Here is a 17,432-nt window from a genome sequence, read left to right as displayed (position 1 = left end):
TGGGGGCCGTCGCGCGGCGGAGCCGGAATCCGGTGGAGGCCGTCGTCGGGCGGAGCCCGGAATCCGGTGGAAGCCGGTGGAAGGCGCGCCGTAGGGTCTCATCGTGTTCGTATGCGTGTTCCTGGCGTCGAGCCAGAAGATCGACCCTAAGTACCTGACGCTGGCGGAGGAGGTGGGGGCCGAGATCGCCCGGCGGGGGCACACGCTCGTCAGCGGCGGCGCCCGGGTCTCCTGCATGGGCGCGGTGGCCCGCGCCACCCGCGCGGGCGGCGGCCGCACCGTCGGGATCATCCCCCAGGCCCTGGTCGACATCGAGGTCGCCGACGAGGACTCCGACGAGATGATCGTCACCACCGACATGCGGGAGCGCAAGGGCGTCATGGACGCCCGGTCCGACGCGTTCCTGGTGCTGCCCGGCGGCATCGGGACGCTGGAGGAGCTGTTCGAGATCTGGACGGCCCGCACACTGGGCCTGCACGACAAGCCGCTCGTGATCCTCGACCCCTGGGGGCTCTACGCGCCGCTGCGGCAGCTCGTGGACGACCTGCACGAGGCGGGCTTCACCCGGCCGAACGTCTTCGACGCGATCTCCTGGACCACCACGGTCGAGGAGGCGTTCCAGCACCTGGAGAGGCGGACGCGGCACCTGGTGCCGAGCCCCGAGGAGATCGGCGAGTCCACGCCGTAGCCGCCCCGCGGTCGGGGACCCTTCGCCGCCGGCGAGGCGGGCACCCCGCCGTACGGCGCGGCGGCAGGGCGGCCGGGCCCGGAGGACGGGCCGTTGCGGGTCGTGGCGGGTCTCAGGCCAGGCCGCGGCGGGTCAGCGCGGGCGGGCGCCGTCCGGCGAGGGCGTCGGCCATCTCGGCGGCCTGCCGTACCGGGCCCGGGCGGGTCGTGCGCAGGACCCGCGCCCCGGCCCAGACGCAGACCGCGGTCACGGCCAGCTCCGCGGCCTCCCCGGCGCTCCCGGCGTCCCCGGCCCCGGGCTCCCCGGCGTCTCCACTCCCGGACGTCCCGGCGGTGACCTCCTCGGCCCCGGCGGCCTGTCCGGTCCCGGCCATCCCGGTCGCTCCGGTGGTCCCGGCCAGGGCCGCGGGGGTCACGGACACGGTGTGCCCGGCACGGGTCAGCTCGGCGATCTCGGCGACGGAGCGGGCCTCGACCCAGCCGGGATCGCCCGGGTCTCCGGGACCGATCACAACAAGAGCTGCCATGACCCCAACCTTAGATCAGGGGAGTTGTGGCACGATTCGTATGTGCTGGTCGTACTCGCGCTCGCGCTCGCCGCCATCGCCATACTCGCCGGTGTCTGGGCGATCGCCACGGGACGGGGTGATGAGCTGGGGGAATTCATCCCGGACATCCCGCCGCTCGGCCTGCCCGAAGCCGGGCAGCTCGGTGCGGTGGATCTCATGGCGCTGCACCTGCCGGTGAGCCTCGTCGGCTACCACACCGAGAGTGTGGACGAGACGCTGAACCGGGTCGCCGCCGCGCTGAGCGAGCGCGACACCCGGATCGCGGTGCTGGAGCAGCGGGTGTCGGAGCTGCTGGCCGGTCGGCTCAAGGCCCGCCAGGAGGCCTACGCCAGGCCGCTGGGCGGCCCGCGCACCGAGCACGAGCCCGAGGCGCCGTGGGGCGCCACGGAGCTGCTGGAGGCCGGTCCGGAGACGCTCGCGGCCTCCAACGGCTCCCCGGACGCCTCCGCCGTGCCGTACGGCGACCGGATTGCCGCGAGCGGCGCCGGGCCCGTCCTCTCGGATCAGGACGAGTCCGATCTCCCGCCCCAGGACGGGTCCGCCTTCCCGGACCGGGATGAGCCCGGCCTTCCGGCTCGGGGTGGCCCGGAGGAGGCCGCCGCGGCCGGAGAGGACGGCGGGGGCGACGACGGCGACGGCGGTGAGGACGGCGACGACGGCGGCGCGGCCCCGGAGCCCGGCGACGGCCCCGCACGCGGCGGCAGGGAGACGGACGGCAGAGAAGCGGGCGACCGGGAGACGGGCGACCGGAAGATGCGAGAGGCACGATGACCGAGCCGGTGCGCTGCGGCTGGGCCGGTTCGGCCCCCGAGTACATCGCCTACCACGACGACGAGTGGGGCCGCAGGGTCGAGGGCGACGACCGGGTGTTCGAGCGGCTGACCCTGGAGGCGTTCCAGTCCGGGCTGTCGTGGATCACGATCCTGCGCAAGCGGGAGAACTTCCGGGCCGCCTTCGCCGGGTTCTCCATCCCCGCCGTGGCGGGGTTCGGCCCGGCCGACGTGGAGCGCCTGATGGGCGACGCGGGCATCGTCCGCAACCGGGCCAAGATCGAGGCCGCGGTCGCCAACGCGCGGGTCGCGCTCGACGTGGGCCTGTCCGAGCTGGTCTGGCGGTACGCCGACCCCGGCTCCCCGGTCCCGAAGACCCTGGCCGACGTGCCCGCCCAGACGCCCGGTTCCAAGGCGCTCGCCAAGGAGCTCCGGGCGCGCGGGTTCCGCTTCGTCGGCCCCACCACCGCTTACGCCCTCATGCAGGCCATCGGCCTGGTCAACGACCACCTGGCCGACTGCTGGGTCCGCGACGCCTGCCGCTGACCTCCGGTCCCGCCCGGTCACGCCGCCGGGCGCCGCCCCGGTGAGCCTTCCCGGACCGGATCCCGCGGGGATCAGTTCCGCGCGGGCGCGTCCAGGGCCGTTCCGTACAGGCGGGACACCCTGAGCCTGATCACCACGCGCCGGTCCTTCACCATCTGTTCGAGGAACGCGGTCTCGTCCGCCGGATCGCCGAAGCCGCCGGCCATCGCCAGCAGTTCCCGCCCGATCGCGTCACCGGGCTCCGTGCTCGCCTCCGACACCTCCGCCTCGCCCTCCGCGACGGCGTAGGACAAGACGTTCTCACCCTGGGCGTGCAGGGTCGCGCGCGGATCACGTCGCAGGTGCGTCACCTTGATGCGTCCCTCGGCCGAGGAGAAGCGGATGACCCGCTCCTCGGCGTCCCAGCCGAAGACCATCGATGCCAGGTGCGGGCGGCCGTCGCGTTTGACGGTCGCCAGCACGCCGAACCGCTGTCCGCCGAGGATCCGGGTCACCTCCTCCTCGGTGAGGGGGCGGGCGCCGGGGCCCTGGCCGGGGCCGTACTCGTTCTCGCTCATCGGGATCCGTTCTTTCCGTGATCGGGTGGTTCCAGGAGCCGGTCCGCCGGGCGCGGCGGTCAGACGGTGAGGGGGACCCCGCCGTCGTGCCCGGTCGCCTCGGCCCGCGTGCCCCCGGGCCGGTGCAGCACGGTCAGCGCCACCAGGACGGCCGCCACGAGCAGGCCGGCGGAGGTGGCGAAGGCCAGGTGGTAACCGCCGGTGAGCGCGGCGGCCCGGCTCTCGCCGTTCCCGAGCAGTTCCTCGGTGCGGGACGCGGCCAGCGTGGACAGGACCGCGACGCCGAGGGCCATGCCGATCTGCTGGGTGGTGTTGAAGAGGCCGGAGGCCAGGCCCGCGTCGTCCTCGCTCGCGCCGGACATGCCGAGCGTGGTCAGCGCCGGGAGGACCAGGCCGCCGCCCGCGATCAGCACCATCACCGGCAGCAGGTCGATCGTGTAGCGCGCGTCCACCGGGACGCGGGTCAGCCACAGCATGGCGGCCAGCAGCAGGAGCAGGCCGCCCAGCAGGACGGAGCGCGCGCCGAACCGGGCGCTGAGCCGCGCGGAGACGAAGAGCGAGACGGCGCCGATGGACACCGCGGCCGGGAGCATCGCCAGGCCGGTTTCGAGGGCGCCGTACCCGAGGACCTTCTGCATGTAGAGGGCGACGATGATCTGGAAGGCGAACATCGCCGACAGCGTGAGCATCTGGACGAGGTTGCCTCCCGCGACGTTGCGCGAGCGCAGGACGCGCAGCGGCATGAGCGGGGTCCGCGCGGTGGCCTGGCGGATGACGAACCCGGCGAGCAGGGCGAGCGAGACGGCGCCGAGGCCGAGCGTGCGGGCCGAGAGCCAGCCGTGCTCCTCGATCCCGACCACCGTGTAGATCCCGAGCATCAGGCCGGAGGTGACCAGCACGGCGCCCGCGACGTCCGCCCCGGCGGCGAGCCCGAGCCCGCGGTCGCGCGGCAGCGCCGGGATCGCCAGCGCGATGGTGAGCAGCCCGATCGGCAGGTTGATCAGGAAGATCCAGTGCCAGTCGAGCAGGTCGGTGAGCACCCCGCCCAGCACCTGCCCGAGCGAGGCGCCCGCCGCCCCGGTGAAGGCGAAGACCGCGATCGCCCTCCCGCGCTCCCGTTCCCCGGTGAACAGCGTCACCAGGATGCCGAGCACGACGGACGAGGCCATCGCGCTGCCGACGCCCTGGCCGAACCGCGCCGCGATCAGCATGCCCTGGCCGTCCGCGGTCCCCGCCAGCACGGAGGCCGCGGTGAACACCGCGTTCCCGGCCAGGAACATCGTCCTGCGGCCGATCAGGTCGCCCAGCCGCCCGGCCAGCAGGAGCAGCCCGCCGAACGCGACGAGGTAGGCGTTGACGATCCAGCTGAGGCCGGCGGGCGAGAAGTCCAGGTCCTTCTGGATGGCCGGCATCGCCACGGTGACGATGCTGCCGTCCAGGATCGTCATCAGTCCCGCGGCGGACAGCACGCCGAGGGCCAGGGATCTGGGAGGGGATGCGAACGACACGGTCGTCTCCTGTTCCGTGGGGCAACAGGAGAGACGCTAACAGATAGTTTTGTTGTGGACCATCCTTATTGGATTGGTTTTGTCCTCGACTAGTGACCCTCGAAGACGGGCCGCTCCTTCCTGAGGAAGGCGCGGGTGGCGTTGACGTGGTCGTCGGTCCTCGCGCACTCGTCCTGGAGGAGGGCCTCCTGGTCCAGGGCGTCCGGCAGGGAGGCGCCCGCGGCGAACACCAGGGCCCGCTTCGTGGCCCCGTACGCGCTCGTCGGGCCCTGTGCCAGCCGTACGGCCAGCTCCCGGGCGGCGGCGCCCAGCCCGTCAGCCGGGACGACCCTGGAGACGACCCCCAGCTCCAGCGCGCGGGCCGCGTCGAGCGGCTCGCCGAGCAGCAGGAGCTCGGCCGCGCGGGCCGGGCCGACCAGGCGTTGCAGGGTCCACGAGGCCCCGGAGTCGGGGGCCAGGCCGATGCCGGTGAAGGCCATGGCGAACTTCGCCTTCTCGGAGGCGATCCGCAGGTCGCAGGCGAAGGCCAGGGAGGCGCCCGCCCCGGCGGCGACGCCGTTCACCGCGGCGACGACCGGCTTGTTCATCTCGGTGATCGTCCGGACGATCGGGTTGTAGTGGGAGCGCACGGTGTCGTTCAGCCCCTGCCCCGCGTCCAGGGAGGCGGCGTGCTCGGCGAGGTCCTGGCCCGCGCAGAACGCCCGGCCCGCGCCCGTCAGCAGCACCGCCCGCACGACGGGGTCCTCCGCGGCCCGGGTCAGCGCGTCCAGCAGGGCGGCCTTGGCCCGCAGGGTCAGCGAGTTCATCGCCTCCGGCCGGTTGAGGGTGATGGCGGCGACGCCGTCGCCGACGGAGTAGAGGACGTCGTTCACGTCGTTCATGAAGCTGGCTCCTTGGCTTCCTTGGCTTCCTGAGGTTCGGCCGGAGGACGACCGGCGGCCTGCGGTTGCTCGGCGAGGGTGAGGTGGCGGTCGACGAACGCGGCGGCGGCGGGCAGGAGCCGGGCGGCCTCCCGCTCGAAGTAGGCCCGCGCCTTCTCCCCGGGCCAGCCGGACGGCAGCAGACCGGCGGGCAGCCCGGGATCGCGGAACAGGAAGTTGCGCCAGCCGTGCACGAGCCTGCTGCGGGTGGCGAACACCCGGTCGTCGGAGGCGTCCGCGGGCAGCCCGCCGACGAGGTCGACCGCCCGGGACAGCCACTCCTCGTAGGCCGCCCCGACGCCGTCCAGGTCCCAGGCGCGGGCGGCCAGCGCCGCGGGGTCGCCGTCCAGCACGGCCTCGAACCGGTCGGCCCGCGCGCCCTCGGCGGCGAGGACCCCGTCCAGTTCGGGGGAGGGGCGGGGCCCGATCCAGGTGCTCTCCGTCAGGGGGGCGTACCCGATGAAGGAGAGGTCGGCCCGGAGCCGCTCCCGCCGGGGCCGCTCGCGCACCGGTTCCACCACGAGGATGTGCCACCGGCCGTTCCAGGTGATCGTCTCAACTCGGTAAATTCTCGCGGCCGTCTCGTCGAGGCGGCGCACGCACTTGCCGGTGGCCTCGTAGCCGGGTCCCTGGGGCAGTCTGGCCGGGGCGAGCCAGCCCTGCCGGACCATCCGGGAGACGGCCGTGCGGACGGCGGGACCGGCGATGTCCAAGGGTGCGAGCAGCCGGACGAGGGCCGCCACGGACGCGCGGCCGCCCCGGGGCCGCAGGTGGTCCCCGTACAGATCGAACAGTGCGGCGCGGGCGTTCACGGGGACAAGTCTGGTCGCCGGACGGGGTCACGGACAACGGTGCCCATTGCCGGATGAGCCGAAGCGGAGGCTGATCGTTACCATTCCGAGCGCGGAGGCGGGATAATAGGACATCACAGAAGACGTGAATGCGTCGGCCACCCTCGGGTCTGACGGAAGATCCGGAGCCCGAAGCAGGAAGGGATACACGCATGGCGGCTATGAAGCCGAGGACCGGCGATGGTCCGCTGGAGGTCGTCAAGGAAGGCAGGGGGATCGTCATGCGTGTTCCCCTCGAAGGCGGCGGCCGGCTCGTCGTCGAGCTCTCGGCGGACGAGGCTGTCTCCCTCGGCGAGGAACTGAAGAAGATCGTCGGCTGATCCCGATCCGATACGGCGGTGCCGCCGGGTCTTCCTGAACGCTCCCCGCGGAGCATGACACCCGCCACGACCCGCGCGACCGCGACCGATGAATACATGACCACGGCCCTGGCCGCCGGGCCGCCCGAAGAGGCGGCTCGCGCCGGGGCCGCGGTGTTGTCCCGGCTGATCCGACTGGAGTGTTCTCATGCCCATCTCCCCGTGCTCACTCGTCTCCCGGCCCGCGGAGGGCCTCGGCCTGCCCGCCGCCGGACCGGCCGGCGCGCCCGCCGACGGGGGTGAGCGGGCCGCAGGGGACGCCGGGCTGCTGGCCGTGCCGTTCGGCCCGGACCTCGCCCTCCAGGAAGCCGCCGCCGGGGTCGCGCTGCCGGTGCCCGTGGCCGCGCTGCTGGCCCACCACCGGGCCAAGGGCGACGCCGGGGAGATCGTCGAGGTGCCCGTCGCCGACGGCGACTCCGTCGGCCGGGTGCTGCTGTACGGCGTCGGCGACGGCTCGGCCGACGCGCTGCGCAAGGCGGGCGCCGCCGTGGCCCGGCGCGGCAGGGGACGCGACGGGCTGCGGGCCGTACTGCCCGAGGGGCCGGTCGCGGCGTTCGTGGAGGGCGCGCTGCTGGCGACCTACACCTTCCGCATGGGCGAGCCGCAGAAGCCCGGCCCGGTGGGGCGGATCGAGTTCGTCGGCGAGGGGGCCGAGGCCGCCGTGGAACGGGGCGAGACGGTCGCCCGTGCGGTCGCGCTCGCCAGGGACCTCGCCAACACCCCGTCGTCGGTGAAGTCCCCCGCCTGGCTCGCCGAGCGCGCCCTGGAGCAGGGGGTCACCGCGAAGGTGTGGGACGCCGAGGCGTTGCGCGCCGAGGGCTTCGGCGGCATCCTCGCGGTCGGCCAGGGCTCGCCCAACCCGCCGCGCCTCATTCAGCTGTCGTACGAGCCGGAGGGCGCCACCGAGCACGTGGTGCTGGTCGGCAAGGGCATCACCTACGACAGCGGCGGCCTGTCGCTCAAGCCCACCGAGGGCATGAAGTTCATGAAGACCGACATGGCGGGCGGCGCCGTCGTCATCGCGGTGCTGGGCGCGCTGGCCGCCCTCGGCGCGCGGGTCCGCGTCACCGGGCTGATCGCCGCGGCCGAGAACTCCTTCTCCGGCTCGGCCCAGCGCCCCTCCGACGTGATCACCCAGTACGGCGGGCGGACCGTCGAGGTGCTCAACACCGACGCCGAGGGGCGCCTGGTGATGGCCGACGCGCTGGCCTACGCCGACGCCGAGCTCGACCCCGACGTCATGGTGGACATCGCCACGCTGACCGGGGCCATCGGCATCGCCCTCGGCAAGGGGCTGGGGGCCGTCTTCGCCTCCGACGACGCCCTGGCCGCCGGCCTGACCGCGGCGGGCGAGACCTCCGGCGAGCGGCTGTGGCGGATGCCGCTGATCGACGACTACGCGCCGGCCCTGGAGTCGTCCGTGGCCGACCTGACCAACGTCGAGGCCGGATCCACCTACGGCGCGGGCTCCATCACCGCGGCGCTGTTCCTGCGCGAGTTCACCGGCAAGCGCCCCTGGGCGCACCTGGACATCGCCGGCGTCGGGCGCAGCACCGCCGACGAGGGCCTCTTCGCCAAGGGCGCCACCGGGTACGGCGTGCGCCTGCTCCTGGAGTGGCTCACCGGCCGGTGAGCCGGGCCCCCCGTGCCGGGGGCCCCCCCGGGGGGGGGCCCCCGCCGGGGGGGGGCCCCCGGCACGGGGGGCCTCTCCGACGGGCCTCCGCCGTGGCGGGGGCCCGCGGCGCGGCGTCTAGTCGTCGAGCTTGACGGCGGCCAGGACGCCGTCGCCGAGGGGGATCATCAGCGGGCGCAGCCGTTCGTCGGACTGCACGAGCTTGCCCAGCTCCCGTATGGCGACGGTGTCCGGGTCGCGCTGCGTCCGGTCGGCGACCCGGTGGCCCAAGAGGGCGTCGCCGAACACCACGATGCCGCCGCGGCGCAGCAGGCGCAGCGCCTCGGCCAGGTAGTCGGCGTACTCCTGCCGGGAGCCGTCGCAGAAGACCAGGTCGTAGCCGCCGTCCGACAGGCGGGGCAGCACGTCCAGCGCCCGGCCGGTGATCAGCCGGACCCGGCCCCCGGAGAAGCCCGCCTGGGCGAAGACCTCCCGTGCCAGCCGCTGGTGCTCCGGCTCCACGTCCACGCTGGTCAGCGTGCCGTCCCGGCGCATGCCGCGCAGCAACCACAGGCCGGACGCCCCGCAGCCGGTGCCGATCTCCACGACGGCGCGGGCGTTGATGGCCGTGGCCAGGAAGCAGAGGGCGGCGCCGCCGCCGGGCGGGACGGCAGGCGCTCCCACCTCCGCGCCGCGCTGCCGCGCGGTGCGCAGAATCTCGTCCTCCGTGTGGAACCCGTCGGCATAGGCCAGAGTGGCCTCCAACGGACGTGTCGGCGACTCTGCCATCGGCCTCTCCTCCCGCTTTCTCCGTACACAGTCAGGCAGTGGGGCCCATAGTCCATATAGGCACTGGGTCGCAGCCTAAGGGAGCCGGGCCGGATCGGGAACTCATGTCGCCCCCGGTGCGTTGCACGGTTTAAGCGGCCTTTGCCGGTCCTCAGGACAGGCAGTGCACATGAAGGGGCGAAACCAGGCACTATGGCGATAGCGGTGGTCCCGGAGAGAGGAGTGCCGGTGGAGGATCCCAACCACCAGGCAGAAGCTCCCGTGTCCGAATGGACACCTCCCACGTGGGAGGAGGTGGTCCGCAATCACTCCGCCCGCGTCTACCGGCTGGCGTACCGGCTGACCGGGAACGTCCACGACGCGGAGGACCTGACCCAGGAGGTCTTCGTCCGGGTCTTCCGGTCCCTGTCGAACTACACGCCCGGCACCTTCGAGGGCTGGCTGCACCGCATCACCACCAACCTGTTCCTCGACATGGCGCGCCGCAGGCAGCGCATCAGGTTCGAGGGTCTCGCCGACGACGCCGCCGAGCGGTTGCGCGGGCGTGAGCCGTCGCCGGCGCAGGCGTACGACGACACCCACCTGGAGCCCGACATCCAGGCGGCGCTCGACGCGCTCGCGCCGGAGTTCCGCGCGGCCGTCGTCCTCTGCGACATCGAGGGGCTCTCCTACGAGGAGATCGCCGCGACGCTGGGGGTGAAGCTCGGCACCGTCCGCAGCCGCATCCACCGCGGCCGGTCACAGCTGCGTGACGCGCTGGAACACCGCGCGCCCAGGGGTGACCAGCTCCCCCCGACCATCACCCGCGGGGAGGAGTTCGCATGACCGGTCCCAGTCGTGACGGGCATCACCTCTGGCCGCTTGGCAAGGAGTGCGCATGAGTCATCTTGGAGAACGCGTTTCGGCGCTGGTCGACGGTGAGCTGAACCACCACGAGCGCGACCGCGCCCTGTCGCACCTCGCCTTCTGCGCCGCCTGCCGGGCCGAGGTCGACGCCGTGCGGGCGATCAAGACCCGGTTGCGGTCCCTGGACGGTCCCGCCGTGCCCGCCGACCTGTCCGTGTCGCTGCTGAGGATGGCCGAGCCCGGCGGCCCGCTGCCGCCGCGCGAGCGGCCCTTTCCCTCCGGGCGGACCTTCGGCGGCGCGCCGATCCCGAGCATGCACAGCGTGGCCCCGCCGGACAACCGGCCGCGCGGCCGCGGTCCGGGAGTCCGCCGATCCAGGAGGTTCGGCTACGTCGCGGTGGGCGTCGCCTCCGCCGCGGTGGCGATCGGCACGATGTTCGCCGTGAACGGCTCCGCCCCGGCCACGCACGCGCCGCCGGCCGACATGTTCGCCAACCACCACCGGCAGGCCACGCCCTCGGGTACGGTGACGCCGACCCCGTCGCCCATCCCCTGACCCCCAACGGGCCGGATCCGTCCGCGCCCCGTGACGACGCGCCGCCCGGGCCGCCCGGCGGCGCGTCGCCGCGTTCCGGGCCGCGTCCTCCGTGTCCGGAACGCCCCGTGACGTCCCCCGCGCCGCGGTGTCCCGGGGGCGCGTCGCCGGGTTCGAGGGCGCGTCGCCGCGTCAGGGACCGCGTCTCACGGAGGCGCGTCGAATTCCATCCCCTTTGCCGGATTTGATGGGAAAAGCTCCATGGCTGGCATGTAGGGCGACGCAACGGGCATACGATCTGGATCCGGGACTCAGTCGAGCAGGAGACGATCTGGGCGAGTGGAGGTCATGTCTACACCGTCCGCGCGGGCGTTCCGGCCGGCATGGCCGACATCGCAGCGGTGGCGCCGTACGGGCCCGGACCGGGGCGCCGCACCACCCGGGGGACGCGAGCCGTCCGCCGTTCTGCTCCGATCCCTTCGGGAAGGCACGTTTTACATCTCTCGTATGCCGCTCAGGGGAGGATTGCCGGATCGTTCCGGTGAGCGGCCTCGTGCGAGGCAAGGAGTGGTGAATATTCGATGACCGACGAGACCCGTCCCCACGAGGCGAACGACGCCGAGGGGCGCACGCCGTCGGGCTTCGCCGACGACAGGGGGGCCGCCCCCGAACCCTCTCGTCCGGACTTCCTGCCCGCCGGAGAGGCGCCGCCGCCCGGCGGCGAGCCGCCACGCGGCGACGGCTGGAACCGGCTGGGAGACCCCGGTCAGCCCGGTCGGCCGGGCCGGTACGGCCCGCAGGACCCGTACGGGCAGCAGGATCCCGGCGAGCGTCCCGGGTCCGCCGAGGGGCCCGGGTGGCCGGAGACCGGCGAGTGGGCGGCCCGGCCCGGGGAGGGCGCTCAGGGCCCGGCCCGGCACCCGGGCCAGGATCCCGGCCGCGACCCCGGTCAGGACCCGGCCTGGAACCCCGCTCAGGATCCCGGCCGTGACTCCGGCCAGGATCCGGCGTGGAACCCTGCCCAGGATCCGGCACGGAACCCGGGACAGGGCTCCGGCCCCGGCGGCGGCTGGGGCGACCCGTCGGGCAGGATCCACCACGACACGGCGATCTTCACCACCCCGGTGGGCCCGCCTCCCCCGCCGGAGCACGCGTTCGGCATGGGTCCCGGCTGGGCCCCGCCCCCCGGTCCCCCGGTGGGCGGCGCGGCCCCCGGCGGCAGGCGCGGGCCGCGCACCGGCACCCTCGTCGTCCTGGCCGTGGTGATCGCGCTGCTCGCCTCGACGCTGGGCAGCCTCGGCACCTACCTCCTCACCCGGTCCTCGGCCTCCGGCACCGACCCGTCCTTCAGCCTGGGCAAGCCTCCGAACGGCTCCGCGGCCCGGCCGCCGGACTCGATCGCGGGCGTGGCCTCCCGGGTCCTGCCCAGCGTGGTCTCGCTGGCGGTCAGCGGCGGCTCGGGCGCGAACACCGGCTCGGGCTTCCTGATCAAGGGGGGCTACGTGGTGACCAACAACCACGTGGTCGCCGGGGCCGCCAACGGCGGTGAGATCCAGATCCAGTTCAGCAACCGCAAGTCCACCCCGGCCCGGATCGTCGGCCGCGACCCCGAGTCCGACCTCGCCGTGGTCAAGCCCGACGACACCTTCGGCGCCCCCCAGGCCACGCTCGGCAACTCCGACAACGTGGTCGTCGGAGACCCGGTCGTGGCCATCGGCTCCCCGCTCGGCCTGACCGGCACCGTCACCTCCGGCATCGTCAGCTCGCTCAACCGCACGGTGCAGGCGGGCGAGGAGAACAGCTCCGACACCACCTGGTTCAGCGCGATCCAGACCGACGCCGCGATCAACCCCGGCAACTCCGGCGGCCCGCTGGTCAACGGAAACGGCGAGGTCATCGGGGTCAACTCGGCGATCGCCACGCTCGGCAGGTCGCTCGGCGGCCAGAGCGGCAGCATCGGCCTCGGCTTCGCCATCCCGGTGAACCACGCGCGCCGGGTCGCCGAGGAACTGATCAGCACCGGCGTCGCCAAGAAGTCCCGGATCGGCGTCACCATCGACCAGACCTACCAGGGCGCGGGGGTCCGCATCGCGAGCGAGGCCGAGCGCGGCGCCCAGCCGGTCGAGCCGAACGGCCCCGCCGACAAGGCGGGCCTCAAGCCCGGCGACGTCATCCTGGAGGTCGACGGCACGGTGCTCCAGGACGGCAGCGAGCTGATCGCGGTGATCCGCAACAAGGCGCCCGGCGAGAAGGTGACGGTCAAGTATCAGCGCGGAGGCCAGGAGAAGACGGCCGTCGTGACCATCGGCGCCGCGACTGCACAGCCCTCGCCCACCCCCTCCTGAAGGGGGCACCGGCGGGTGCGGGCGCGGGCGCGGGGACATTAGTCTGGAAGCTCCCGGGGTGTGTGTGCCCCGGGAGCCGCCCGGCGTTGCCCGTTAGGAGATCACAGTGTTCGGACTCGGCTGGCCTGAGATCGTGGCGCTCGTGGTCATCGGCCTGCTCGTCTTCGGCCCGGAGAAGCTTCCGCAGGCCGCCGCCCAGGCCGGCCGCACGCTGCGCAACCTGCGGCAGATGGCCAACACCGCCAAGCAGGACCTCCGGACGGGGCTGGGCCCGGAGTTCGCCGACTTCGACCCGGCCGACCTGAACCCGAAGAACTTCGTCCGCAAGCACCTCACCGGTGAGCTGGAGGACGACTGGAACGGCGCGGCCGCGGCGGCCACCGCCACGGCCACGCCGGTCGCCGCCGGCTCCTACGACGCGCCGGCGGACGGCGAGCTGGGCTACGGCGAGGTCCCGCCGTACGACTCCGAGGCGACCTGACCCGGGAGGCCGGACGAGGGAGGACACCCTTGCCCGGCAGGCCGGGCAAGGGTGAATATGAGAAAAAGAGGAGGGCCCCCGCCGAAGGGGCACCTCCTCTTCTCCGTCGTCCGGGCTTCTCCGCCGTCGCCGTGCGGGCCTCGCGCCGTCCCGGCCCGTCTCACCGGCCGGGGCCTCGCGCCGTCCCGGGACCCGGTCACGGCCGCCAGGTCAGCGGCCCCGGGTCGGGGAGATGCCGAGCTGCATGCCCCGCAGGCTGCCGGCCCGCTTGCCCAGGCCGTTCGCGATGCGGATCAGCTCGGCGGCGGCCGGGGCGTCGGGGTCGCTGAGCACCAGCGGTTTGCCCTCGTCGCCGCCCTCACGAAGCCGCATGTCGATCGGCACCTGGCCGAGCAGCGGCACGCGCGCGCCGAGGGTGCGGGTGAGCGCGTCGGCGACGGTCTGGCCGCCGCCCTCGCCGAACACCGCGATCCGCTCGTCGCAGTGCGGGCAGGGCAGCCACGACATGTTCTCGATGACGCCGGCGATCTGCTGGTGCGTCTGCACGGCGATGGACCCGGCGCGCTCGGCGACCTCGGCGGCGGCCTGCTGCGGGGTGGTGACCACGAGGATCTCCGCCGACGGCATCCGCTGCGCCACGGAGATGGCGATGTCACCGGTGCCCGGGGGAAGGTCCATCAGCAGCACGTCGAGGTCGCCCCAGTAGACGTCGGCCAGGAACTGGTGCAGCGCCCGGTCGAGCATCGGGCCGCGCCACACGACCGGGGTGTTGCCCTCGGGCTTGAACATGCCGACCGAGATGACCTTCATGTCGTGCGCCACCGGCGGCATGATCATGTCTTCGACCTTGGTGGGCCGCTCGGAGACGCCGAGCATACGCGGCACGCTGTGGCCGTAGATGTCGGCGTCCACGACGCCCACCTTGAGGCCGCTCGCGGCCATGGCGGCGGCGAGGTTGACGGTGACGGAGGACTTGCCGACGCCGCCCTTGCCCGAGGCGACCGCGAACACGCGGGTCAGCGAGCCGGGCTGGGCGAAGGGGATCTCCTTCTCGGGGCCCTTGGCGCCGCGCAGCTTGGTCTGCAGGGTCTTGCGCTGCTCGGGGCTCATGACGTCCATCTCCACCTGGACGCCGGTCACGCCGTCGATCCGGGAGACCGCGGCGGTGACGTCGCGGGTGATGGTGTCCTTCATGGGACAGCCCGACACCGTGAGGAAGATCCCGACACGCACCACCCCGTCGGGGGAGATGTCGACGCTTTTGACCATGTCGAGTTCGGTGATCGGCCGACGGATCTCGGGATCGTTGACGGTCGCGAGGGCGGCCGTCACCAGTTCCGGGGTAGGTGCCATCGAAGTGTCGGCAGCGGCCGTCGCGCGGGGCGACGGGGTGCCGTCCCTCCTTGTCTATGATCGTCCGGGCGGGTCGTGCGGGCGGGTGCCCGTGCGTCGCGACACCCAGCGGCTGGGCGAGGAGCCGCTCCCCGGAGGGAGCGGAGAGAAGTCACGGCCCATGGTATGAACCCGGGGTCGCCACGGGGAATTCCGGGATCCGGCGGCGGGCGCCGAATTCGGGGGATTCCCCTATGTAGATGCATGTGCAACGTTCTAAGGTTACCCCGTGACCGTGACGGCGGGCGAGCCGAGAGAGGCCACCGGCTCCGGGGGGTCCGGCGGCTCCGAAGGGACCGTGGGGACCGAGGGGTCCATGGGGACCGAGGGGTCCGTGGGGCCCGGGGGAGCCGACCTCTGGCGCATGCTCCAGAGGGCGCAGGCGCGCATCACCCGGGCGCTGGAGGCCGAGCTGCTGCTGGGGCACGACCTGGCCCTGGCCTCCTACGACGTGCTGACCAGGCTGGCGGAGTCGCCGGACCGGCGGCTGCGGATGAACGACCTGGCCGATCGGGTGCTGCTGTCGCGCAGCGGCCTGACCCGGCTCGTCGACCGCCTCCAGCGCGACGGCCTGGTCGAGCGGGAGGCGTGTCCCGACGACGCCCGGGGCCTGTTCGCGGTCCTCACCGACGGCGGCGCCGTACGGCTGGCCGAGGCCACCCCCACCTACCTGCGCGCGGTCCGCACCCACCTGCTGGGCGCGCTCGACGACGGCGAGCTGCGCCGGTGCGCGGCCGCGCTCGCCAAGCTCGCCGGACCGCCGCCCGGCGAGGGGTGACGCGGCCGGGCGAGGCGGCCGGGAGGACGACGTGGCCGGGCGGGGGCCGAGGCGGCCGGTGAGGGACGGCGCGGCCGGGCGGGGTGTCACAACGCCGGTCCGTGCCGGACGCACCGCGTCAGGACTCCTGCAGCTCGTCCTGGAGCCGCTGGAACTCCGAGCGGATGTAGTCGCGGGTGGCCACCTCGCCCAGCGCCAGGCGCAGGCCGGCGATCTCCCGGGTGAGATACTCCACCTCCGCCTGGTTGCGCTCGGCGGCGGCCCGGTCGAGCTCGTTCTGGATGCGGTCCCGGTCGTCCTGCCGGTTCTGCGCGAGCAGGATCAGCGGCGCGGCGTAGGAGGCCTGGAGCGACAGCATCAGGGTCAGGAAGATGAACGGGTAGGGGTCGAAACGCCAGCCGTGCGGCCCGAGGACGTTCCACGCGAGCCACACCGTCACGAAGACGGTCATGTACACGAGGAACCGGGCGGTGCCGAGGAACCGGGCGAACCGCTCGGCCATCCGCCCGAACGTCTCCGGGTCGTACTGCGGACGCAGCCGCGGCCCCGTCTCCCTGGGCAGGTCGAGCCGGTCAGTCATGCTCGCCGCCGGGGCCTCGGTACCGCTCCCGCCAGTCGTCGGGGAGCATGTGGTCCAGGACGTCGTCCACGGTGACGGCGCCGACGAGGCGGACCGCCTCGTCCACCACCGGCACCGCCATCAGGTTGTAGGTGGCGAGGTAGCAGGTCACCTGGCGCAGCGTGTAGCCGGGCTTGATCGGGTCGATGGAGGTGTCCATGACCGCGCCGAGCAGGGCCGACGGGGGCTCACGCAGCAGCCGCTGGAAGTGGGCCAGGCCGAGGTAGCGCCCGGTGGGCGTCTCGATGGGAGGCCGGGCGACGTACACCTGCGCGGCCACCGTCGGGGTGATCTCCCGCTGCCGGATGTGGGCCAGCGCCTCGGCGACCGTCGCGGTCGGCGGGAGCACGACCGGCTCGCTCGTCATCATGCCGCCCGCGGTGTCCTCGGGATAGACCAGCAGCCGCCGTACGGGGGCCGCCTCGTCCGGCTCCATGAGCGCCATGAGCGCCTCGGCGTCCTCGGGCGGCAGCTCCTGCAGCAGGTCGGCGGCGTCGTCGGGGTCCATCTCCTCCAGGACGTCGGCGGCCCGGGCAGGCTTGAGCCGGCTCATGATGCCGATCCGGTCGCGTTCCGGCATCTCCTCCAGGACGTCGGCGAGCCGTACGTCGTCGAGGGCCGCGGCCACCTCGATCCGGCGCTTGTCGGGGAGGTCGTGCAGGGCGCCGGCCAGGTCGGCGGCGCGCATCGTTTCGAAGGCGACCAGCAGGTTGGCCGCGCCCTGGTCGCGCTGCACCGCGCCGAGCCCCCTGACCTCGGACCAGTCCACGATCCTGGTCGGGCCGCGCCGCCGTCGCAGTCCCCGGGGCGGGCCGCCGCGGACCACCGCCACCTTCGTGATCGACCACTCGCCGCGGCCGGTCTCCTCCATGGCGAGGTCCAGGACCGTCATCCGCTCCCCGCCGACCTCCACCTCCAGGTCGAGCATCTCGCCGATGGCCAGGGACTCCGAGGCCCGCTGCTCGAACCGCCGCACGTTGATCTGACCGCCGAAGACGACCGCCCCGGCCTCGAACCCCCGCACCCTGGTGATGGGCAGGAAGACCCTCCTGTGCGCCTGGACCTCGACCACCAGCCCGTGCACGCGCGGCGGGACCGTGCCGGAGATGGACACGACCACGTCCCGTACCCTCCCGACGCGGTCCCCGGCAGGGTCGAAGACCGCGACCCCGGACAGGCGCGCGATGAAGATCTTCACATTTGAAGCGTAGGTCGCGCTTCGGATGGGCCGGTTCAAACGACGCTCACATTTCGGACGGCCCCTTGCC

General features: G+C 73.6%; 19 protein-coding genes. 10 read left to right on the top strand and 9 right to left on the bottom strand.

Annotated features, from left to right (window positions below):
* The first annotated feature begins 103 nt into the window (after window positions 1-103).
* Complete coding sequence (locus ACFYSC_RS04485; RefSeq protein ID WP_389956550.1) at window positions 104-688, top strand: TIGR00730 family Rossman fold protein; 585 nt, start codon at window positions 104-106, stop codon at window positions 686-688.
* A 112-nt stretch (window positions 689-800) separates the two neighbouring features.
* On the opposite strand, the gene ACFYSC_RS04480 is transcribed toward ACFYSC_RS04485, so the two are convergent.
* On the bottom strand, window positions 801-1,214 hold the full coding sequence (locus ACFYSC_RS04480) for a hypothetical protein (RefSeq protein WP_389956548.1): 414 nt from the start codon (window positions 1,212-1,214) through the stop codon (window positions 801-803).
* A gap of 42 nt (window positions 1,215-1,256) precedes the next feature.
* On the opposite strand from ACFYSC_RS04480, the gene ACFYSC_RS04475 reads away from it, so the two are divergent.
* A complete protein-coding gene (locus ACFYSC_RS04475) occupies window positions 1,257-2,027 on the top strand; it encodes a hypothetical protein (protein ID WP_389956546.1) in 771 nt (256 codons plus the stop codon).
* Window positions 2,024-2,572 (top strand): DNA-3-methyladenine glycosylase I, encoded by a 549-nt coding sequence (locus tag ACFYSC_RS04470; protein WP_389956543.1) that lies wholly within the window; start codon window positions 2,024-2,026, stop codon window positions 2,570-2,572. The genes ACFYSC_RS04475 and ACFYSC_RS04470 overlap by 4 nt, the downstream gene beginning before the upstream one ends.
* 71 nt (window positions 2,573-2,643) lie before the next feature.
* On the opposite strand, the gene ACFYSC_RS04465 is transcribed toward ACFYSC_RS04470, so the two are convergent.
* From ACFYSC_RS04465 to ACFYSC_RS04450, 4 genes are all read right to left on the bottom strand, one after another.
* The gene (locus ACFYSC_RS04465; RefSeq protein ID WP_389956541.1) at window positions 2,644-3,129 is read right to left on the bottom strand and encodes a PPOX class F420-dependent oxidoreductase; all 486 of its coding nucleotides are present in this window, start codon (window positions 3,127-3,129) and stop codon (window positions 2,644-2,646) included.
* A gap of 59 nt (window positions 3,130-3,188) precedes the next feature.
* Window positions 3,189-4,637: an MFS transporter gene (locus ACFYSC_RS04460; protein ID WP_389956538.1), complete on the bottom strand. Its 1,449-nt coding sequence runs from the start codon at window positions 4,635-4,637 to the stop codon at window positions 3,189-3,191.
* 89 nt (window positions 4,638-4,726) lie between these two features.
* Complete coding sequence (locus ACFYSC_RS04455) at window positions 4,727-5,518, bottom strand: enoyl-CoA hydratase-related protein (RefSeq protein WP_389956535.1); 792 nt, start codon at window positions 5,516-5,518, stop codon at window positions 4,727-4,729.
* On the bottom strand, window positions 5,515-6,369 hold the full coding sequence (locus ACFYSC_RS04450) for a PaaX family transcriptional regulator C-terminal domain-containing protein (RefSeq protein WP_389956533.1): 855 nt from the start codon (window positions 6,367-6,369) through the stop codon (window positions 5,515-5,517). The genes ACFYSC_RS04455 and ACFYSC_RS04450 overlap by 4 nt, the downstream gene beginning before the upstream one ends.
* Before the next feature lie 191 nt (window positions 6,370-6,560).
* On the opposite strand from ACFYSC_RS04450, the gene ACFYSC_RS04445 reads away from it, so the two are divergent.
* Together ACFYSC_RS04445 and ACFYSC_RS04440 are read left to right on the top strand one after the other, a co-directional pair.
* Window positions 6,561-6,728 carry a DUF3117 domain-containing protein gene (locus tag ACFYSC_RS04445; RefSeq protein ID WP_362939188.1) on the top strand — a complete coding sequence of 56 codons (168 nt, stop codon included), beginning with the start codon at window positions 6,561-6,563 and terminating at the stop codon, window positions 6,726-6,728.
* A gap of 187 nt (window positions 6,729-6,915) precedes the next feature.
* Window positions 6,916-8,400: a leucyl aminopeptidase family protein gene (locus ACFYSC_RS04440; RefSeq protein ID WP_389956530.1), complete on the top strand. Its 1,485-nt coding sequence runs from the start codon at window positions 6,916-6,918 to the stop codon at window positions 8,398-8,400.
* A 117-nt stretch (window positions 8,401-8,517) separates the two neighbouring features.
* Here ACFYSC_RS04440 and ACFYSC_RS04435 read toward each other — a convergent pair whose 3' ends face one another.
* Window positions 8,518-9,168 carry an O-methyltransferase gene (locus ACFYSC_RS04435; RefSeq protein ID WP_389956528.1) on the bottom strand — a complete coding sequence of 217 codons (651 nt, stop codon included), beginning with the start codon at window positions 9,166-9,168 and terminating at the stop codon, window positions 8,518-8,520.
* A gap of 192 nt (window positions 9,169-9,360) precedes the next feature.
* On the opposite strand from ACFYSC_RS04435, the gene sigE reads away from it, so the two are divergent.
* The 4 genes from sigE (at window position 9,361) to ACFYSC_RS04415 (ending at window position 13,375) form a co-directional block, all read left to right on the top strand.
* A complete protein-coding gene (gene sigE, locus ACFYSC_RS04430) occupies window positions 9,361-9,993 on the top strand; it encodes an RNA polymerase sigma factor SigE (RefSeq protein ID WP_389956525.1) in 633 nt (210 codons plus the stop codon).
* A 52-nt stretch (window positions 9,994-10,045) separates the two neighbouring features.
* Window positions 10,046-10,570 (top strand): anti-sigma factor family protein, encoded by a 525-nt coding sequence (locus ACFYSC_RS04425; RefSeq protein WP_389956522.1) that lies wholly within the window; start codon window positions 10,046-10,048, stop codon window positions 10,568-10,570.
* 560 nt (window positions 10,571-11,130) lie between these two features.
* Window positions 11,131-12,894, top strand: a complete 1,764-nt coding sequence (locus tag ACFYSC_RS04420; protein WP_389956519.1) for a trypsin-like peptidase domain-containing protein — start codon at window positions 11,131-11,133, stop codon at window positions 12,892-12,894.
* Between the two features lie 106 nt (window positions 12,895-13,000).
* Window positions 13,001-13,375 (top strand): sec-independent translocase, encoded by a 375-nt coding sequence (locus ACFYSC_RS04415; RefSeq protein WP_389956516.1) that lies wholly within the window; start codon window positions 13,001-13,003, stop codon window positions 13,373-13,375.
* Window positions 13,376-13,585: 210 nt separating this feature from the next.
* On the opposite strand, the gene ACFYSC_RS04410 is transcribed toward ACFYSC_RS04415, so the two are convergent.
* Window positions 13,586-14,728 (bottom strand): P-loop NTPase, encoded by a 1,143-nt coding sequence (locus tag ACFYSC_RS04410; protein WP_362939210.1) that lies wholly within the window; start codon window positions 14,726-14,728, stop codon window positions 13,586-13,588.
* Window positions 14,729-14,996: 268 nt separating this feature from the next.
* On the opposite strand from ACFYSC_RS04410, the gene ACFYSC_RS04405 reads away from it, so the two are divergent.
* Window positions 14,997-15,545 carry a MarR family winged helix-turn-helix transcriptional regulator gene (locus ACFYSC_RS04405; RefSeq protein ID WP_389956513.1) on the top strand — a complete coding sequence of 183 codons (549 nt, stop codon included), beginning with the start codon at window positions 14,997-14,999 and terminating at the stop codon, window positions 15,543-15,545.
* A 118-nt stretch (window positions 15,546-15,663) separates the two neighbouring features.
* On the opposite strand, the gene ACFYSC_RS04400 is transcribed toward ACFYSC_RS04405, so the two are convergent.
* Together ACFYSC_RS04400 and ACFYSC_RS04395 are read right to left on the bottom strand one after the other, a co-directional pair.
* A complete protein-coding gene (locus ACFYSC_RS04400; protein WP_389956510.1) occupies window positions 15,664-16,125 on the bottom strand; it encodes a DUF1003 domain-containing protein in 462 nt (153 codons plus the stop codon).
* Entirely contained in the window at window positions 16,118-17,362 is a 1,245-nt protein-coding gene (locus ACFYSC_RS04395; protein ID WP_389956507.1) for a magnesium transporter MgtE N-terminal domain-containing protein, read from the bottom strand. The genes ACFYSC_RS04400 and ACFYSC_RS04395 overlap by 8 nt, the downstream gene beginning before the upstream one ends.
* Window positions 17,363-17,432 lie beyond the last annotated feature (70 nt).

This window comes from Streptosporangium sp. NPDC004379 (genome assembly GCF_042873875.1).
In the GTDB taxonomy this organism is placed as follows: domain Bacteria; phylum Actinomycetota; class Actinomycetes; order Streptosporangiales; family Streptosporangiaceae; genus Streptosporangium.
Note: the sequence above shows the minus strand (reverse complement) of the source record. Positions and strands in the feature narration are given on the sequence as shown.

Coding starts and splice junctions, on each gene's coding strand:
- ACFYSC_RS04420 (WP_389956519.1), top strand. CDS start 11,131: ATGACCGACGAGACCCGTCCCCACGAGGCGAACGACGCCGAGGGGCGC.
- ACFYSC_RS04440 (WP_389956530.1), top strand. CDS start 6,916: ATGCCCATCTCCCCGTGCTCACTCGTCTCCCGGCCCGCGGAGGGCCTC.
- ACFYSC_RS04470 (WP_389956543.1), top strand. CDS start 2,024: ATGACCGAGCCGGTGCGCTGCGGCTGGGCCGGTTCGGCCCCCGAGTAC.
- sigE (WP_389956525.1), top strand. CDS start 9,361: ATGGCGATAGCGGTGGTCCCGGAGAGAGGAGTGCCGGTGGAGGATCCC.
- ACFYSC_RS04400 (WP_389956510.1), bottom strand. CDS start 16,125: ATGACTGACCGGCTCGACCTGCCCAGGGAGACGGGGCCGCGGCTGCGT.
- ACFYSC_RS04455 (WP_389956535.1), bottom strand. CDS start 5,518: ATGAACGACGTGAACGACGTCCTCTACTCCGTCGGCGACGGCGTCGCC.
- ACFYSC_RS04435 (WP_389956528.1), bottom strand. CDS start 9,168: ATGGCAGAGTCGCCGACACGTCCGTTGGAGGCCACTCTGGCCTATGCC.
- ACFYSC_RS04425 (WP_389956522.1), top strand. CDS start 10,046: ATGAGTCATCTTGGAGAACGCGTTTCGGCGCTGGTCGACGGTGAGCTG.
- ACFYSC_RS04465 (WP_389956541.1), bottom strand. CDS start 3,129: ATGAGCGAGAACGAGTACGGCCCCGGCCAGGGCCCCGGCGCCCGCCCC.
- ACFYSC_RS04480 (WP_389956548.1), bottom strand. CDS start 1,214: ATGGCAGCTCTTGTTGTGATCGGTCCCGGAGACCCGGGCGATCCCGGC.
- ACFYSC_RS04410 (WP_362939210.1), bottom strand. CDS start 14,728: ATGGCACCTACCCCGGAACTGGTGACGGCCGCCCTCGCGACCGTCAAC.
- ACFYSC_RS04445 (WP_362939188.1), top strand. CDS start 6,561: ATGGCGGCTATGAAGCCGAGGACCGGCGATGGTCCGCTGGAGGTCGTC.